The sequence below is a fragment of the Azospirillum brasilense genome, assembly GCF_022023855.1.
GTDB classification, from domain to species: Bacteria; Pseudomonadota; Alphaproteobacteria; order Azospirillales; family Azospirillaceae; genus Azospirillum; species Azospirillum brasilense_F.
Window position 1 is genome coordinate 2,177,727 of sequence record NZ_CP059449.1, and the last position, 13,484, is coordinate 2,191,210.

8 protein-coding genes and 1 pseudogene are annotated in these 13,484 nt (G+C 66.9%); 7 read left to right on the forward strand and 2 right to left on the reverse strand.

Translation table 11 applies throughout. The features are described from left to right. The first annotated feature begins 112 nt into the window (after positions 1–112). Positions 113–697, forward strand: coding sequence for a DUF882 domain-containing protein (locus H1Q64_RS10305; RefSeq protein WP_237903417.1), 585 nt, complete (start codon positions 113–115; stop codon positions 695–697). Between the two features lie 340 nt (positions 698–1,037). Beyond that, positions 1,038–1,454, forward strand: a complete 417-nt coding sequence (locus H1Q64_RS10310; protein WP_237903418.1) for a nuclear transport factor 2 family protein — start codon at positions 1,038–1,040, stop codon at positions 1,452–1,454. 135 nt (positions 1,455–1,589) lie between these two features. Here the strand turns inward: H1Q64_RS10310 and H1Q64_RS10315 are convergent, their stop codons facing one another. Continuing rightward, on the reverse strand, positions 1,590–2,483 hold the full coding sequence (locus H1Q64_RS10315; protein ID WP_237903419.1) for a LysR family transcriptional regulator: 894 nt from the start codon (positions 2,481–2,483) through the stop codon (positions 1,590–1,592). 45 nt (positions 2,484–2,528) lie between these two features. Between H1Q64_RS10315 and H1Q64_RS10320 the strand changes: the two genes are divergently transcribed. The 5 genes and pseudogenes from H1Q64_RS10320 to H1Q64_RS10340 all read left to right on the forward strand — a co-directional run bounded on the left by H1Q64_RS10320 (position 2,529) and on the right by H1Q64_RS10340 (position 11,661). Continuing rightward, positions 2,529–3,821, forward strand: a complete 1,293-nt coding sequence (locus H1Q64_RS10320; protein WP_237903420.1) for an MFS transporter — start codon at positions 2,529–2,531, stop codon at positions 3,819–3,821. An 18-nt stretch (positions 3,822–3,839) separates the two neighbouring features. Further along, the gene (locus tag H1Q64_RS10325) at positions 3,840–4,931 is read left to right on the forward strand and encodes an alpha/beta hydrolase (protein ID WP_237903421.1); all 1,092 of its coding nucleotides are present in this window, start codon (positions 3,840–3,842) and stop codon (positions 4,929–4,931) included. A gap of 98 nt (positions 4,932–5,029) precedes the next feature. After that, a pseudogene (locus H1Q64_RS10330) lies at positions 5,030–5,212 on the forward strand (hypothetical protein); the annotation flags it as partial. 231 nt (positions 5,213–5,443) lie between these two features. Further along, positions 5,444–7,426 carry a calcium-binding protein gene (locus tag H1Q64_RS10335; protein ID WP_237903422.1) on the forward strand — a complete coding sequence of 661 codons (1,983 nt, stop codon included), beginning with the start codon at positions 5,444–5,446 and terminating at the stop codon, positions 7,424–7,426. Between the two features lie 371 nt (positions 7,427–7,797). Further along, positions 7,798–11,661, forward strand: coding sequence for a BTAD domain-containing putative transcriptional regulator (locus H1Q64_RS10340; RefSeq protein WP_237903423.1), 3,864 nt, complete (start codon positions 7,798–7,800; stop codon positions 11,659–11,661). Positions 11,662–11,666: 5 nt separating this feature from the next. Here H1Q64_RS10340 and H1Q64_RS10345 read toward each other — a convergent pair whose 3' ends face one another. Beyond that, entirely contained in the window at positions 11,667–13,382 is a 1,716-nt protein-coding gene (locus H1Q64_RS10345; RefSeq protein ID WP_237903424.1) for a tetratricopeptide repeat protein, read from the reverse strand. Positions 13,383–13,484 lie beyond the last annotated feature (102 nt).

Genomic DNA, 13,484 nt, shown 5'->3' on the forward strand with positions numbered 1-13,484 from the left:
GACATTAACCATTGGTTTCTTGACAGAAGCGGGGGCTCTGCCGCCAAAAGTCATCGGACAAAAAGGGGGGGTGCTCTGCGCGCAGCCCCTTTCGGGACCCCATGGAGGCATGATGACCGAGGCCGAATTCCAACCGACCCCAGCAGCCAAGCTCGGCCGGAGGGAACTGTTGCGCATCGGTCTGGCGACGGCTGCCGCCGGGATGGTGATGGCCCCGGAGGTGTCGGAGGCGGCGTTGCGCGCCCCTCCGCGGCAATTGGTCCTCCTCAACCTTCACACCGGCGAGCGGGTGCGAGCGGAATACTGGTCCAAGGGCCGCTACCAGCGCGACGGCCTGCGCGAAATCAACCACCTCCTGCGCGACCACCGCACCGGTGCGGTGCATCCCATCGACCCGAAGCTTCTGGACCTGCTGCACGCCCTGACCCGCAAGGTCGGCAGCAAGACGCCGGTTCACATCATCTCCGGCTACCGCTCCCCTGAATCCAACGCGTGGCTGCGTGAACAGGACGGCAGCGGCGTCGCCCAGAACAGCTTCCACATGCAGGGCAAGGCGATCGACCTGCGGGTGCCCGGCCTGCCGTTGCGCACCCTGCAACGCGCGGCGCTCAGCCTGCGCGGGGGCGGGGTGGGTTATTACCCGGACAGCAATTTCGTCCACGTGGACGTCGGTCCGAAGCGCCATTGGGCGTCCTGACCGTGTAGAGTCCGGCATAAAGTGTATTTCGCACCTTTGGGGCAATCAGGCGCCAAGTCCAAATAGGATTTGGCGCCTGTTGTGTTCCTGGGTTGCTTGTCCATTTCCTAGAAAATTGGTCGTGCTGGTTAGGTGGTTATTCCGTCACGGACATAGCTTCCGCTTCTTCGCTTTGTCTGGGGTGGCGGAAATTTCGTGTGATGCGCGGGAAGCCATGGGAACTGGAACGAAAAGGGGCTTCCTCTTAGCATCGTTCGCGACGCCGCCGACTTGGAGGTTAATAACGTCCGACAAGCGGCCTTATCATTTTTGACCATCCCATAGCGGCCGGAGATGCAGCATGGCGCAGACCGACATCGAGATGCTCCGCGACCTGTACAACCACTACGCCGTGGGTGATGTGGCGCCGCTGTTCGAGCATCTCGCATCCGACGTCGAGTGGGTATCTTGCAGCAAGTCCCCGGCTCTTGCAGCCTTCTCCGGCACCTTCCGCGGCGTGGAAGGCGTCCAGTGCTATTTCCATGGGTTGGCCAAGGAATGGACAATCACCAAGCATGAGGTGCGGGACATCGCAATGGACGGAGACCAAGTCGTCACGCGGAACCTCGTCGAGGCCGTCAGCAAGGCTACCGGCAAACCGGTAACGGTGACGACCGAACACCGGTGGGTGCTACACGACAGTCGGATCCGGCGCTTCGAGGAGCGTTGCGACGATGAGGCAGCCCTGGAGGCGGCTTGCAGTCCCTGTGAGCCGTAACGCATCGGATCGCTTGACGGACCGCGGTGATATGGCCGGCGCTCGCCGCGTGGATCCCCTTTTACCACACGGCTCCAACTCACCCATCACTTGGGGACTGAGTATGTTCGGCAGACTTCAGAAAAGCACATCCCGTCAACCACGATAGCGCAGCGCCTCGACGAGCAGGGTGAAAGCGGGCGATTGCTGCCGCCGACTGGGATAGTACAGGTGATAGCCGGGAAACGGCGGCGTCCAGTCCGCCAGCACGCGGACCAGATCACCGGCATCCAGATGGGCTTGCGCCACATCCTCGGGCATGAATGCGATCCCGAGGCCATGAAGCGCGGCGTTCCTGATCACCACGATGTCGTTGACGGTCAGCTGCCCTTCGACGCGCACGTTGATCTCGCGCGTGCCCTTCTCAAATTCCCAAGCATAGACTCCGCCCAGTGTGGGCAGGCGTAGATTGATGCAGCCGTGCGTCGCCAGATCCTGAGGGACCTTCGGCTTGCCGTGCTTCTTGAAGTAGGCAGGCGTAGCAACGGCGGCCATCCGAATGTCGGGTCCGATCCGCACGGCGATCATGTCGCGGGCGACTCTCTCGCCCATCCGGATACCGGCGTCGAAGCGCTCGGCGACGATGTCCCGGAGCATGTTGTCGACGACCAAGTCGACCTGGACATCCGGGTACTCGGCGAGGAAGTTCGCAAGAGAGGGCCAGAGGATCGTTTCCGCCGCGTGGTCCACGGCAGTGATGCGGATGATGCCCGCTGGCTTGTCGCGAAGCTCGGACAAGGCGGCCAAGCCTGTCTCGATCTCCTCCAGATGCGGCCCCACGGTTGCGATCAGTCGCTCACCGGCGTCGGTCGGGGCAACGCTGCGCGTCGTCCTGGTCAGCAAGCGCACCCCCAGCTTCTCCTCAAGGGCGCGCATGGTCTGGCTGAGCGCGGACGGAGACACGCCCAGCTGAGCCGCCGCGCGCGTGAAGCTGCGTTCGCGCGCAACCGCGATAAAGGCGCCGAGATCGGCGAGTGGGGTGCGGGACATTTTGAAGTCTCACTTAAAAGTTTATGCCGAATATAGCGTCTAGTTGTGGGTTATTACATCCGCTACCTAGCTGTCATGCAAACCGATACCATCCCTTCATCGACCGCGGTCGAGATCGAGCGCCGCGCGTGCCGGGCCGCACCCTCGCACGCTGCGGGCTGGAGCGCCGTCTTCGCGCTGATGCTCTGCGTCGGAACTCTGATCGCGTCCGAGTTCATGCCCGTCAGCCTTCTCACTCCGATCGCTTCCGACCTGCGGCTGACCGAGGGCCAAGCGGGGCAGGCGATTGCGGTGTCCGGCATCTTCGCGGTGCTGACCAGCCTGTTCATCTCGTCCGCGACGCAGGCCATCGACCGCAGGGTGCTTCTGCTGGGGCTGACCGTGGTCATGCTGGTGTCAGGTCTGGTTATCGCCTCTGCCCCGAACTTCACCGTCATGGTCGTCGGCCGCGCCCTCGTCGGCGTGGTCATCGGCGGCTTCTGGTCGATGTCGGCTGCGATCGTCATGCGGCTGGTGTCCGAAGACGAGGTGCAACGAGCCCTCGGGCTCCTGAACGGCGGCAACGCGCTGGCCACCACAATCGCGACGCCGCTGGGTAGCTTCCTTGGCCAATATATTGCCTGGCGCGGGGCCTTCTTCACCATCGTCCCGCCGGCGGCGCTGACCTTCCTGTGGCTGTTCATGACGCTGCCGTCAATGCCCGCGCGCGGTCGATCCGGGGCGGCCGCGGCGTTTCGGGTCCTGCGCCGCCGGAACGTGCCGCTCGGCATCATGGCCGTGTCCCTGCTTTTCATCGGCCAGTTCGCCCTGTTCACCTATCTCCGGCCGTTCCTGGAGACCGTCACGGGCGTGAGCGTTACGGCGCTGTCCCTGATTCTGCTCGCGCTCGGACTGAGCGGCCTCCTGGGCACCTACCTGATCGGCTTCGTCGTCAAGACCCGGCTGTATGGCCTGCTTGTCGCTATGCCGCTCGCCCTGGCCGCGATCGCCCTCGCCCTGATCGCCGTCGGATCGTCTATCGTCGCCACCGGGGTGCTGCTGGCCCTGTGGGGCTTCATTGCGACCGCCGCGCCGGTCGGCTGGTGGACTTGGCTGAGCCGGACCCTTCCCGACGACGCCGAAGCCGGCGGCGGGCTGATGGTTGCGGCGATCCAACTGGCCATCACCCTCGGCGCCTCGGCCGGCGGCCTGATGTTCGACAGCAGCGGCTACCAAGCCACCTTCGCCGTCAGCACCACCGTCCTGTGCGGCTCCGCCGTGGTTGCGTTCATTGCTTCCCGTAGGGCCGCCGCGGCCGGGCGATCCGAAGCCTGGAGAGGGACCCAAGAAACCGCGTGATTGAACGGAGAAGCTGCGATGCGCAACCCGAACGACCTCAACGCCATCAACAGGCGGAACCTATTGCACTTCGCCGGCGCCGGAGCGACGGCGCTCACTCTGGCGTCACTCGCCAACATCCCCTTCGCGGAGGCCAAGAAGATGCCGAACGGTGCAGACAACTTTTACACCAGCGACAAGGTCGACCTGCAGAAGGTCACCTTCGACACCCAATATCGGATGAAGGTCGCTGGCAACCTCTTCACGCCCAAGGGGCTCGACCGCAACGCCAGGACTCCGGCGATCGTCGTCGGTCATCCCATGGGCGCAGTGAAGGAGCAGAGCGCCAACCTGTACGCGACGAAGATGGCCGAGCAGGGCTTTGTCGCGATGTCCATCGACCTGCCATTCTGGGGCGAGAGTGACGGTCAACCGCGCAATGCGGTCGCGCCGGATCTCTATGCGGAGGCGTTCAGCGCCGCGGTCGATTTCCTGGGCACGCGGCCGTTCGTCGACCGCGAGCGCATTGGCGGCATCGGCGTCTGCGGCAGCGGCGGCTTTCTGGTCAGCGCGGCGAAGATCGATCCGCGTCTGAAAGCCATCGCCACGGTCAGCATGTATGACATGGGCGCGGTCACCCGGAACGGCTACAACAAGTCGCAGACGCTCGAGCAGCGCAAGGCCATGCTCGCCCAGGCCGCGCAGCAGCGTTATCAGGAGTTCACGACCGGCGAGCAGATTTTCCGGAACTACCTACCGATGCAGCTGCCGGCGGATGCCGACCCCGTCACCCGGATGTACCACGATTTCTACCGGACCGAGCGCGGCATGCACGTTCCCGAAGGGCGGACTCCAGAACTGACCCAGAACCGCACCCTTGCGGGCGAAATCAAGTTCGTGAACTTCTATCCGTTCAATGACATCGAAACGATCTCGCCGCGCCCGATGCTGTTCATCGCGGGCGATCAGGCGCATTCCAGGGAGTTCAGCGAGGACGCCTACGCCCGAGCGGTGGAACCGAAGGAGCTTTTCTGGGTTCGGGGGGCTAACCACGTCGATCTCTACGACCGCATGGACCTAATCCCATGGGATAAGCTTCAGTCGTTCTTCACTCGGCACCTTTCGGCCTGACGTTGGCGCCAGACCTGTCCCCGAAGGTGGCCTGAACCGCTTTGGCCCGCATTCCTGACACGTGTCGACGTTCAAGTGTGCGGGCCGGTGCTCTCCGCAAATGCATCTTGAGGCTCGACTGGCTGCGACTGAGGGGACCGAACGGGACCCGCGACGAGTTTCACCTCGCAGCTGCCCCCCAGAACCTTCGCAAGTGGCCATCGTCGCGAAGGCGGTGTTGTTCCGACCAGGGGCACCTATCTCAGCCCGTCCTCCTCCTGCCCACGTCGAGACGCACGTGACGGGCGCCTGCGGGACGGGCGCCGCATCCCCTCCCGGATCGTTGCCACCGCGGCCGGCAGGACCCGCGCGCCACGGCGGAATTTTGGCGATGCAATGGCGCGCTTCACATCGACGCCCACATCATTGCAGCCATGCTCGCGAATCCCCGGCCAACCGGTGTACTCCATCGTGACGGGCTCGTGCCTGCCGCGGCGCCCCTTGGTCGAGACAATCCACCCGGAGGAGGCACCATGTCGCACGGAGCAACGCCGCAGACCACCGAAACAGCCAACCTCCAGGGCGGTGCTTGGCAGTTCGTCGACAAATCGCCGGACGTGAGCGGCCTGATGCTGATGAACGGCCAGAAGGACAACAAGGAACAGGTCGCCTACACGGCGACATTCGACGATATGACCCCCGTCGCGGTGAAAGTCTCCCAACTCACCACCAACGCGCAGCACCTGTACGTCTATGCCAACCCTACCGTGGTCAATGGGACGGGCAAGGAATGGACCGGCATGCAGACCAGCTTGGTCTCCAGCAACCACGTCGCCGCCGACGGCGTCCATCCGCCGTTCGCCCACTTCCATGAAAAAGAACCGGCGACGCCGAACTGGACCACCCCGACGCTCGGCCCCTTCTCCGTCATCGGCGGCGGCAACAGCACCAAGGGCGTCGTCCCGGGCGGCCCGCACGGGCTGACCGGTGCGGACGAGTTGTACGCCAATGGAACGCTCGGCGCGGGCGAAACGGCACAGTTCCAGAACCTGGGCATCCACCAGTTTCCCTACTCGGTGAACCAGGGACAGGCGCAGGGCGGCGAGTTCTACATCGTCCACACGCCCAACCACCTGCCCATCCACACCAGTCTCACCTACGCCATGCCGAGCCTGCAATCGGTCACCGAGGGCGACGGGAACGACAACGGCCTTACCGGCAACGCCAACAACAACCTGCTGTTCGGTTATGGCGGCAACGACGGTCTCTTCGGGGGGCTCGGCCGCGACGTGCTGGCGGGCGGCACCGGGTTCGACCTCCTGAAGGGCGAAGAGGGCGACGACTGGCTGTTCGGCGGCACCAACGAGGACACCCTGGTGGGCGGCAAGGGCAAGGACCTGCTGGACGGCGGGGCCGGCAAGGACGTCGCCTCTTATGAGGGCGAGGAGGCGGCCGTGACCGTCAACCTGTCGGGGCCGATGACGGCCGGGTTCGTCACGGCGAAAGTGGGCGGTGTCGACGAGGACATCCTGGTCAACATCGAGGACATCTGGGGCGGGCTCGGCGACGATGCACTCACCGGCGACGCCAAGGACAATTTCCTCAAGGGTGGTATCGGTGCCGACACCCTCAGCGGCGGCGATGGGAACGACCGCCTGCAGGGCGATCCCGGCAAGGACGTCCTGAACGGCGGCTTCGGCACGGACTACGCGGTGTTTTCGGACAACCTGTCCGCGTATGAGATCAAGACCACCGGTACGGAGACGACCGTCAGTTACAAATCCGACGCCGGGAACGTGGACGTTCTGTCCGGGGTCGAGTTCCTGTCCTTCGCCGACCAGACGATCGCGACGCCGAAAGACCCTTCTGCCAACGCTCCCTTCGTACCCGACCCGAACCCGCCTACCAAAGCGCCTCCGGGGGCGAACATGATCAACGGCACGGCGGGGAACGACCCCAGCCTGACCGGCACCGGCAACGCCGACGACATCCTGGCGGGCGGCGGCAACGACACGGTTGACGGCAAGGGCGGGGACGACTTCGTATCGGGCGGTGACGGCAACGACGTGATCCAGGGCGGCACGGGATACGACCTGATCCGCGGCGGCCAAGGGCAGGACAAGATTCATGGCGGAGCGGGAGCCGACATCATCTACGCGGACTCCGGGAACGACCAGGTCTGGGGCGACGGGGGGGCGGACCAGCTCTGGGGCGGCCTGGGCGCCGACACGCTGAACGGTGGCGACGACGACGATCTCATCGTCGGCGAGAAGGGTGACGACCTGCTCAACGGCGGGGCCGGGGTGGACGTGTTTGGGTTCTGGCCAGGCGACGGCAAGGACACGGTGACTGGGTTCGAGACCGGCGATAGCCTGGTCTTCAAGAATTTGACCGCCGCCGACGTCGCCGTCACCATGAGCGCCAGCAACACCGTCTTTACCTGGGCCACCGGCAGCGTAACGGTCAACGCAACGAGCGGTATGGCCGAGGGAACCGACTATTTCTTCGTCGGGTAGGGCCATCCTGTTCCACCGCTTCGGCCACCCACAGGCCGTTGCCGATCTGCTCCAGGGGGAGGCGATCTGAGCCAGACAGAAAAGACGGCGGTCCCCAGCCGCCGTCCCTTTTCACTACACCGCCTTCGGGAGGCTGCCGAACCGAATTGGGCGACTGAACCTTCCGCCCTTCGGCGAAACATGACAGTCCTAACCGCCTACGTTCAAGGGAGGAGATACGCGGAATTGATCTGGCGGCACACATCGTTTGGTGGCAGCCTGGATCATGTCGGCCTCGCCATGGACCAGTTCGGTGTGGAGTCGCCATGGACGCCTGGAGGTTGTCCCTCCTCGGCGGGTTCGAATTGCGAACGGCTGCGGGCTCGTCGGTCGTGCTCACCACCAGAAAGGCGATGGCCCTGCTGGTGCACCTCGCCCTGCGCCCTGATCATGCCCAATCCCGCGACAAACTTGCCGCCCTGTTTTGGGAGGACAGCCCGGGCATCCAGGCCCGCAGCAGCTTGCGTCAGGTGATCGCGGCCTTGCGCCGGCTGCCCGCAGAGGGTGGCCCGCCGCTGTTGCTGGCCGAAGGCGACATGGTGGCGCTCGCCTCAGGCTGCGTCGAAACCGACGTTGCCGCGTTCGAACAAGCGGTGGCGAAGGGGATAGCGACCGGTTCGGTGGAAGCGCAGGATCTCGCTCTGGAGCTTTATCGGGGAGACCTCTTCGATGGCGTTGCGTTGCGCGCGCCGACCTTTGATGACTGGCTGATGGCCGAACGGCAGCGCTTGCGCGAACTGGCGCTGTCCACGATGACCCGACGGCTCGATGCCGCGTTGGAGGCCGGCACGACGGAAGCCGGTGTCCGTACGGCGTTGCGCATCTTGGCGCTCGATCCGTTGCAGGAGCCAGCCCACCGGGCGCTGATGCAGCTCTATGCCCGCCAGGGACGCACCGCTGCGGCGCTGAAGCAGTATCAGACCTGCCGCAGCCTGCTGGAGCGCGAGCTGGGCGTCCTGCCCGAACCGGGAACCGAACGCGTGTTCCGTGAGGTTCTCGACCGCCGACGTGCCCGCGATGGCTCCGCCCCCGCTGCGCCACCTGCGCTGGACACGTCCCCGTCCGCAATGTTCCCGTCCGGAAACGAGGAGCCGGGCATGCCCACCGTTCTACCGGAGCCCGTTCTACCAGAGCCGCCGCAGCCCGCCGCGTCCGGTCCCGCCGCTAAGCCCGAATTGCGGTACGCGGCCATTCTGTGCATCGGTCTGACCGGTGTGGAGGAGGCCGGCGCCTCGCTCGATCCAGAGGACGCGCACACCTTCTCCACGGCGTTGTTCGACCGCATCGACCGGATCGCCAGGGATTATGGCGGACAAACGGTGCGCCATGGCGGCGATACGGCCCTGGCGGCCTTCGGTATCCGGCGTGCGTTCGGCGACGATCCCTGGCGCGCGGCGCGCGCGGCGCTGGACATCCAGGCAGAACTGGGGCGTGCGGCGAAAGGGATGGGCGTGCGGGCCGGCGTCGCCTGCGGTCTGGTCGTGGTGGACGGCGCACGCGGCGGGACCGTCACCGGCAAGGCCATGCACGACGCCACGCGTCTGGCGGCGCGTGCCGCTTCCGGAGAAACATTGCTGTGTGACGGGATGCGCGGCGCCCTCGGCGACCGCGTGGACGTGGAGCCGGTGTCGGACGGAGAGGAAGCCACCACCTGGCGTCTGTGCGGACTGCACGGCGGCGTGGGGCCGGCCCGTCATCCCTTCGTCGGGCGGCAGGCGGAACTGCGCCAGTTCCGGGCGGCACTCGACGGGTGCCGCGAGAGCGGCATCGGCACGACCATCCACCTTCGCGGCGATCCCGGTATCGGGAAAAGCCGCCTTGTCGGCGAATTCCAGCGGATTGCCGCCGAGGTGGGGTTCCGCAGTGCCGTCGGCATTGTGATCGAGGTCGGCGTCGGTCGCGGGCAAGACGCGCTGCGGGCCTTGGTGCGCAGCCTTGCCGGACCGCCAGCCGACTTTGACCGGCTGTTCGACGACCGGCTGTCCGACGACCGGCTGTCCGATGGGGGGTTGTTGCCGGCGGATGCCCGCCTGCACCTCTATCCAATTGTGGACCGGCCGCTGCCGCCGGACCTCCAGGCGGTGTACGAAGCGCTGGACCACCCCACGCGCGATCGTGGCCGGCGCAAAGCCTTCGCCGCGTTGGTGCGCGCCCGGAGCACCGCTCAGCCCCTGCTTCTCGTGGTGGAAGACGTGCACTGGGCCGACGCACAGACCTTGTCCTATCTCGCCATGCTGGCGGCTGTGGTTGCCGAATGCCGCGCCATGCTGGTGATCTCCACCCGTGTTCAGGATGATCCGCTCGGCGCCGAATGGCGTGCCGCCATCGGCGGGGCTCCGGTGCTGACCCTCGACCTCGCGCCCTTGCGCCGGGACGAGGCCGTGACCCTCGCCAGCACCTACGCCAACGCGGGGGCGCGGCGCGTGCTTCGTTGTGTGGAGCGGGCGGAGGGCAATCCGTTGTTCCTCGACCAGCTGCTGCGCAGCCAGAGCGATGGGGAGGACATACCCGGAACCATCCACGGGATCGTGTTGGCGCGGACCGACGCGCTTGCCCCGCTCGACCGGCAGGCCTTGCAGGCGGCCTCGATCCTGGGACCGCAATTCACGCTCGATGCGCTGCGACACCTGATCGAGAAGCCTGACTTCAGCGTGGCCGCGCTGCTCGGCCAGGCGCTGATCCGCCCGGATGGGGAGGCGTTCCTGTTCGCCCATGCCCTGGTGCAGGAGGCGGTGTATGGAGCGCTCCTGCGCTCGCATCGGCGCGACCTGCACCGGCGCGCCGCCGCTTGGTACGCCGACCGCGACCCGGTGCGCCACGCCGAGCACCTCGACCGGGCGGAGGACCCCACGGCGGTGGCGGCCTATGCCCGCGCCGCGGAACTGTGCGCCGCCGATTTCCGGTTCGAGCGCGCGGTCGGCCTCGCCGAGCGCGGCCTCGCCCTCGCCGGGACGCCCGCGGAACGCTTCGCGCTGGCCTATCTGCGGGCCGAACTGCTCGACGCGCTGGGCGAAGCCCGGGCGGCGGTGGAGGCGTTCGCTGCCGCGCGGGACCTCGCGAACGATGATGCCGAACGCTGCCGGGCCTTGCTCGGCTTGGCGGCCGGCAAGCGGGTGACGGAGGACCTGGACGGCGCCATGGCGGCGCTGGCCGATGCCGAAGCGGTGGCGGTGCGCGCCGGACTGACCGGCGAACGGGCGCGGGTCCACCACCTGCGCGGCAACCTCTGCTTTCCGCGCGGCGATCTGGACGGCTGCCTGCGCGAGCATCGGGCGGCGCTCGACTGGGCGCGGCAGGCCCGAGCGGTGGACCCCCGGGCGGCGGAACTGGAGATCGCCGCGCTGGGCGGGCTTGGCGACGCTCATTACGCCCACGGCCGCATGGTGACCGCGCGCGAGCATTTCGAGCGCTGCGTCGCACTCGCCCGCGAGCATGATCTGCCGCGTGTCGAAGTGTCGAATCTCTATATGGTTGCGATCACGCGCCTCTACCTCAACGACCCGCGCGGCGCGGTGGAGGATGCCCGCGCCGGCGCCCGTGCGGCCCACGACATCGGCCATCGCCGGGCCGAAATGCTGTCGCATCTCGTCGCTTACGAGATCCTGTTCGAATTGGGTGATGCGGCCTCCGGTCGCGACCATCTCGCCCGCGCCCGGTCACTGACGCAACAACTCGGTGCGCTGCGCTTCGAAGCGGAGCATCTGGCGTTCGAGGCGAAGCTGGAGCGCCTCGCCGGCCGCCGTTCCGACGCCTGCGCCCTGCTGCACCGGGCGCTCGACCTCGCCCGCGAAACGGGGCTTGGCTATATGGGGCCGTCGATCCTGTCCGAATTGGCTCTGTGCTGCGACGATCCGGGCGCCCGGCGCGCGCGGCTGGACGAGGGAGAGGCGTTGCTGGCCTGCGGAAGCGTCGGACACAATCATTTGCAGTTCTACCGGGACGCCATCGACACGGCGCTGGATCTGCACGACTGGCCCTTGGCGGAGCGCTACGCCCAAGCCTTGGAGGACTACGCGGCCGCCGAGCCGTTGCCCTGGTGCACGCTGTTCGCTGCGCGCGGCCGGGCGCTGGCTCGCTGGGGCCGGGGACTGCGCGACGAGGCGACAAGGCGCAGCCTCATCGACGCGCTGGAGGAGTGCCGCCGGGTCGGCTTCGTCCACCCGATCCCGCGCGTGCAGGACGCGCTGACCGCCTGATGCGCCTACAGCCGGTTCAGAGCCAGTTGGCTGCGATCGCCGGCCCATGAGCGGGCGAGGCGCTCGGCGGTCTGCTCGGCTTCGGCGGTGCGGCCTTGCGCCTTCAGCGCTTCGGTCAGGCCATAAAGCGCCCAACCGTTGTGCGGGGTCTTCGTCAGGCTGGCGCGGAAGGCGCGTTCCGCCTCCGCTGCCTGCCCGGTCTGAAGCAGGACGGCACCCAGCGACTGCCTCACCGGATAGTACCAGTAGGGCGGCTCCATGTAGGACAGCGCGTCCTCGATGGTTGCGGCCTCGCGAAATTCTTCGAGGGCAGTCTCCAGGTCGCCCCGCGCCTGCGCGATGCGTGCCAGCACCACATGGCGGGACAGCGTGGCGATGCGGTCCGCCGGAATGCCGGCCGCGTCCAGGCCAGTGAAATCGGTGGTGCGGACGATGGCGTCGATGGCTTCCGCCTCGCGCGCCGCTTCGGCGCCGTTGCCCGCCGCCGCCTGGGCCACCCCGCGGGCATAGTGCCACAGGGCCTTGACGTAGGGAAGCTCGTCGCCGGGATCAGGCAGCGCAAGGACGATGGCCGGCGCGCTGTACTGGGCGTGCGCGAAATAGGGCGCGGCCTTGATCGGCTGGACCCACGGGATCGTCCGTGCGGCCTCCTCGGTGACGGTCCTGGCAAGCTTGTCGGCGGAGGCGACCACGGTCGGTCCATCGCCGGCCATCTGCGCCGACACCATCAGGAAATGAATGTTGTGGGGGTAATAGGCGCCCGGATAGAGGCCGGCGGCCTTCACCCTCGCCAGGTAGGCTTCGTCCGCGGCCACCGCGCCGCGGTTGGCCTCCAGCGAGTCCTTATAGCGGCCGACCCGGTAGTAGATGTGCGAGGGCATGTGCACGATGTGCCCCGCCGCCGGCATCAGCCGGCCGAGGCGGTCGGCGAAGGGCTCCGCCCGCTCGGGCCGGTCGGACGCTTCGACCATGTGGATGTAGTAGTGGATCGCGCCGGGATGCTCCGGATCGGATGCCAGCACCCGTTCCAGCGTCGCGACGATGTCTGCCGTTCGCCCCTTCGGCGCGCGGCCGGCGTCCGCCCAGTAATCCCAGGGCGTCAAATTCATCATCGCCTCGGCCGTCAGGACGGCGATCTGCGCATCCTCGGGAAAGCGCCTCGCCACCTCGGCCATCGCGTCGGCGTAGGCCGCGTCGAGCGCCTTGCGATCGGCTGGCGCACCCTCCGCGTAGCGGCGGGCGAGCGCGTCGATCAGAGCACGCTCCCGGTCCGTGGCGTGGGTGGCGTGGACCTGCGCCTGCCGCAGGGCCGTCAGGGCCGGCGCGTTGGCTTCCGGCTCCATCGGCCAGTTGATGTTGGGGCCGAGCACCAGCGCCTCGCCCCAGAAACACAGGGCGCAGGCGGGATCGAGACTCTGCGCCTTGCGGAAGGCGCGTCTCGCCTCCCCATGATTGAAGGCGTAGGACAAGCGGAGCCCTTGGTCGAAAAAGGCCTGGGCCTGTGGGTTGGTGGTCGTGACGGGCCAAGTGAGCGTCCCGAGACCGTCGAGCAGGTCCATCGAAGCATCCAGCGGGCCGGTCGCTCCGGTCCCCATCTCGGTAAAGGGCTTCACTTCCGTTTTCAGCGGTCGGTGCATCGAATGGTCCTGCGCGCTCGCCGGATACGCCATGGCGAGCACGGTGACGGCGAGGAACGTGGAAGGGCGCGGAATGCGGGCCATGGTGTGTTCTCCCTGCTGTTCTGGCGGAAACGATAAGGCCCAACGCTAGCCTCCGGCTTGTCCGCCGCCCGTCATGCGGAGCGTGAAAGCGGCGTGAAAATC

Bases quoted from the DNA above. Each gene is read 5' to 3' on its own strand.
- H1Q64_RS10305 (WP_237903417.1), top strand. From the start codon at position 113: ATGACCGAGGCCGAATTCCAACCGACCCCAGCAGCCAAGCTCGGCCGG.
- H1Q64_RS10310 (WP_237903418.1), top strand. From the start codon at position 1,038: ATGGCGCAGACCGACATCGAGATGCTCCGCGACCTGTACAACCACTAC.
- H1Q64_RS10315 (WP_237903419.1), bottom strand. From the start codon at position 2,483: ATGTCCCGCACCCCACTCGCCGATCTCGGCGCCTTTATCGCGGTTGCG.
- H1Q64_RS10325 (WP_237903421.1), top strand. From the start codon at position 3,840: ATGCGCAACCCGAACGACCTCAACGCCATCAACAGGCGGAACCTATTG.
- H1Q64_RS10335 (WP_237903422.1), top strand. From the start codon at position 5,444: ATGTCGCACGGAGCAACGCCGCAGACCACCGAAACAGCCAACCTCCAG.
- H1Q64_RS10345 (WP_237903424.1), bottom strand. From the start codon at position 13,382: ATGGCCCGCATTCCGCGCCCTTCCACGTTCCTCGCCGTCACCGTGCTC.